This window comes from Rhodoblastus sp., assembly GCF_052145335.1.
Taxonomy (GTDB): Bacteria; Pseudomonadota; Alphaproteobacteria; order Rhizobiales; family Beijerinckiaceae; genus Rhodoblastus.
This window is the reverse complement of the sequence record NZ_JBKQOU010000179.1, coordinates 1-3,253: the sequence shown is the minus strand read 5'-3', so window position 1 is coordinate 3,253 and position 3,253 is coordinate 1. Positions and strand designations below refer to the sequence as shown.

Below are 3,253 nucleotides of genomic sequence, written 5' to 3'. Positions count from 1 at the left end.
CCTGCTCGGGCTTTTTCGGCGGCTCGACGGGCGTCTCGTTGCGGAAGAGTTGCGGCTCCCACTGGCTTGTTTCGCCGCCGTGGAATCCATACCAATATTCAAAGCCTTCACCCGTCGGCCAGCGCGTAAAAGGCCCGATCGGCGTCGTCTCCCAGTCGGGCGTATTGTGCCATTTGCCCCAGGCCGCCGTGCTGTAGCCATTTTCCTTCAAGACTTCCGCTACTGTCGTGGCTTCGAGCGGCCAGACGCTGTCATAGCCGGGGAAGCCGGTCGAAAGTTCGGCGATGGTGCCGAAGCCGACTTGATGATGGTTGAGGCCAGTGAGCACCGCCGCCCGCGTCGGCGAACAGATGCCGGTGGTGTGGAAAGTATTGTAGCGGAGGCCTTCGCTCGCCAATTTGTCGAGGTTGGGCGTCGGAATAGGTCCGCCGAAGGTTCCGGGATGGCCGAAGCCGACATCGTCGAGCAGGATGACGACGACATTGGGCGCCCCTTTCGGCGCTTTGACAGGCTGCGGAAAATCGGCGACCGAGTCCTTGTAGGTCTTGCCGATTTTTCCCTCGAACGCAGGCGTCGGCCGGGGCAACGCGACTTCCGACTGAGCGGAGGGAGGGGCAGAATCCCCGGCGCGGGCCGGACCGGTCAAAATGAGGCTCATGGCCGCCGCCGCGATTACGGCGCAATATCTTCCCGCTATCATTTGGCCGCTCCAAATTTTAGAAAACCGCGTTCGATCAAGCAGCGACGACAACCAACTCATGCTCCAGTCGGATGGCGATTATTCGCCAACAGCCGTTATTTTAGGGGGCAGCCACGTCTGGCTCACGATGTCTTCTGCGGGAAGGTATGTGCGCATGATCATGAAGAACTGATCCTCCGGCGCAGGAAGCCAGTTAGCCTCCTTGTCCGCGCCGGGCGAATCCTTCTGCACATAGATCGTGAGGCCACCGTCCGCGTCGGGTTTCATGCCGCTGCGGTCGCCGACAGAATAGCGGTTAATCGGATTGGCGACGAGGTTGTACTTGAGATTGTACATCGTCACTGACCAGAAGGCCTTGACCTTGGGCTCGCCGCCCTTATCGAAATGAATGACATAACGGTTCTTGCCGGACAGGGGCTTGCCGTCGCCATCAACTGAAACATTGAAATAGGTTGCCTCGACCGGGTCGTTGGCGACGAAGCCCGCGAGCATCTGCACGGCGCGGAACAGCCAGTCGCGGGTTGGGCTCGGCCTTCCGGTCGCGGGCGGCGGGTAATTCCAGCCGTTGACCGCCTTTTGCAGGTAACCATCGGTAAATGCTTCGGCGATGATCTTTTTCCCTTCGACGGCGGCGCGAGCAAGACCGCGCTTCGTGCTCGCGTCCTGCGCATCGACATCCAGACCAGGTCCGATCCCAATGCGCGCAAGCTGTTGCAGCAGGTCGGAGTCGCGCGCGGGCGGCGGGACCTCGACCATCGCGTGGTTGATGGTCTTCCAATCGGCGACCGGGTCGCGGTTCGGGTCGAACGCTTGCCCGATTTACGCGTCCCTGGGCGGGGTCGTCTGCGTCTTGCCCCACTGCGACAGAGGCGTCAGCTTGTATTGATCCTGTATCTTGTGCGCCGCATCGAGGTCGGAGGCGTCCTTGACATAGGTTCTGCCCAAGATCGTCGCCCAAGGCGTCGATGACGGTGGCAACTGTCGGACACCCTCCGGCAGCACACCCTTCCAATCGGGGCCAACGATCGCATAGTTCCCGGCCTCGGTTCCCGTTGCGCGCGTGCCGACGTAGGCGAAATTGTCGCCCATGAAATCGACGATCTCCATCGTATAGTAGCGGTCGGCGATTGCAGGCACGGTCAGGATGACCGGTTCGTCCTTGAGGTAAACCCAGGCGCGCGAATAGAGCGTGTCGTTGTTGGGGGCGCCACCGCTCAGATGGGCCGCATCCTCAAGATGACGGATGTGATCAAACCGGTCGGCCTGCCAGCCGATGGCCTCCGTTCGCAGCCACCTCGCATTGGGCATGTACGCCCATGGAAACGCATAGAGATAAGCCTGTACGCCCAACGTGTATGCGTTCTGCTCGCGCCAGTCCGCGTGCTGAGAGTCTTCCGCCCTTGCCTGAGGCGAGTCGGAGCCAGCCACCGCGCCGGCGAGACCCAATGTGATGATGAGCGCCGCAAAAGTTTGCGGCAAAGCGCGGGAGAATGGATTTCTCATCAATCACCTAGCGTTTGTTTTGGCGAGATCGGATCCCGGCGGTGCGCACTCCTAATTCTCTGGCTCCCAAACCGGACGAGGCTTGTATAGCCCGCTTTTTGATGAAACATTGTCAATCTACGATCATTTTTGGAGAAAAAATGCTCACAATCGAGGCAGCGCGGAAAATCGCTATCGACAATGGCTGGCTCAGCCTGACGCCGCCATCGTTTCAGGCTGCGGTTCTTGACCGGTGCCGATTGCAAAGCTTCAAGACAGGGCAATCCATTTACATGGTCGGCGATCCGCCTGGAGGCATGTTCGGTCTTGTAACGGGTGGGGTCGGCATATCGATCGCGCCGGGAGAACGCGGACCCTATTTTGCACATCTGGCGAGGCCGGGGACGTGGTTCGGAGAAGCCGCCGCCATATTGCGACAACCGCGCCGCGTCGGCCTGACAGCAACGCGCGACGCCGAACTGCTGTATCTGCCCATCGAAAAGATTGATGAAATAGTCGCCAAGGATTCGAACGCCTGGAGGCTGTTCGCCCTCGTGACGGTCGGTCACCTCGAAATGGCCATCGGCGCCTGCGACGACTTGATGCTTCGCGATCACGTCAAGCGATGCGTAGCGACGGTCCTGCGCCTTGGTGGCTGCCGAAATTTTTCGCTTCCGGACACATCGCCGGCCGAGATCGATGTGCGCCAGGACGAGATCGCCACGCTCGCCAACGTCACCAGAACAACAGCCGGCTCAGTCATCAGGAAGCTTGAAGCCGAGGGGCTCATCGACAAGTCCTATCGCCGGATACGCATACTGGCGCCCGACACGCTGAGGGCGATGCTGCGCGACTGACGTCTGCGTTTTGGCGTCTCAATACCGCAATGTCGGCTTTAACGCCGAATCTGGTCAATGGTCATCACAACCGGGAATGTCTGAAACTGGCGGATTCCGTTGAAAAACTCAGCGGTTCAGCGACTTCGCTCCGATTTGGAGACGTTTTCAAGATTGGAGGGCTGACGCCCTGTCGTATGGCGGCGGCCACGTCGCCGCGTTATCGGCGGCCTAT

General features: G+C 60.1%; 4 protein-coding genes. 1 reads left to right on the top strand and 3 read right to left on the bottom strand.

Annotated elements, in window-relative coordinates; genetic code table 11:
- From ACLP2E_RS11585 to ACLP2E_RS11575, 3 genes are all read right to left on the bottom strand, one after another.
- A partial coding sequence (locus ACLP2E_RS11585) for a sulfatase-like hydrolase/transferase (RefSeq protein ID WP_442466016.1) occupies positions 1-658 on the bottom strand: 658 nt, incomplete at its 3' end.
- 120 nt (positions 659-778) lie between these two features.
- Positions 779-1,456, bottom strand: a complete 678-nt coding sequence (locus tag ACLP2E_RS11580) for a DUF1214 domain-containing protein (RefSeq protein ID WP_442466015.1) — start codon at positions 1,454-1,456, stop codon at positions 779-781.
- Positions 1,457-1,519: 63 nt separating this feature from the next.
- Positions 1,520-2,203, bottom strand: a complete 684-nt coding sequence (locus tag ACLP2E_RS11575) for a DUF1254 domain-containing protein (RefSeq protein WP_442466014.1) — start codon at positions 2,201-2,203, stop codon at positions 1,520-1,522.
- A 140-nt stretch (positions 2,204-2,343) separates the two neighbouring features.
- Here ACLP2E_RS11575 and ACLP2E_RS11570 point away from each other — a divergent pair, with 140 nt between their 5' ends.
- Positions 2,344-3,039, top strand: a complete 696-nt coding sequence (locus ACLP2E_RS11570; protein ID WP_442466013.1) for a Crp/Fnr family transcriptional regulator — start codon at positions 2,344-2,346, stop codon at positions 3,037-3,039.
- The last annotated feature ends 214 nt before the right edge of the window (positions 3,040-3,253 follow it).

What these genes read in the sequence shown, in the direction of transcription:
- ACLP2E_RS11580 (WP_442466015.1), bottom strand. Translation starts at nt 1,456, where the DNA reads ATGGTCGAGGTCCCGCCGCCCGCGCGCGACTCCGACCTGCTGCAACAG.
- ACLP2E_RS11570 (WP_442466013.1), top strand. Translation starts at nt 2,344, where the DNA reads ATGCTCACAATCGAGGCAGCGCGGAAAATCGCTATCGACAATGGCTGG.
- ACLP2E_RS11575 (WP_442466014.1), bottom strand. Translation starts at nt 2,203, where the DNA reads ATGAGAAATCCATTCTCCCGCGCTTTGCCGCAAACTTTTGCGGCGCTC.